Source organism: Stenotrophomonas sp. SrG (genome assembly GCF_050031795.1).
Classification (GTDB): domain Bacteria; phylum Pseudomonadota; class Gammaproteobacteria; order Xanthomonadales; family Xanthomonadaceae; genus Stenotrophomonas; species Stenotrophomonas rhizophila_A.
This window is the reverse complement of sequence record NZ_JBNBBE010000835.1, coordinates 1-244: the sequence shown is the minus strand read 5'-3', so window position 1 is coordinate 244 and position 244 is coordinate 1. Positions and strand designations below refer to the sequence as shown.

Here is a 244-nt window from a genome sequence, read left to right as displayed (position 1 = left end):
CCGGCAGCGGTGCTGCCGGTACCAGGACCCTCTGCGGATGTTCCGCTGGAGATGCACCCTTGCACGTGACACAGATCGCTACCGAGATCGACGTGGTGGGCGGCGCGGAAGGCGCCGCCGTACCGCTCTCGGATCGCATGAGCCAGGCGTTGGCCAACGGCTACGGCAGCGCCGGCAATGATCTGGCCTCGATCCAGGCCGCCAGCAACAATCCCGCCACCGCATCGAGCCCGGCGGCGCAGCA

1 protein-coding gene is annotated in these 244 nt (G+C 68.9%); it reads left to right on the top strand.

Annotated features, from left to right (window positions below; genetic code table 11):
- Positions 1–59: 59 nt before the first annotated feature.
- The coding region (locus tag ACQG3P_RS21875; protein WP_426806224.1) for a hypothetical protein at positions 60–244 on the top strand (185 nt) is incomplete at its 3' end.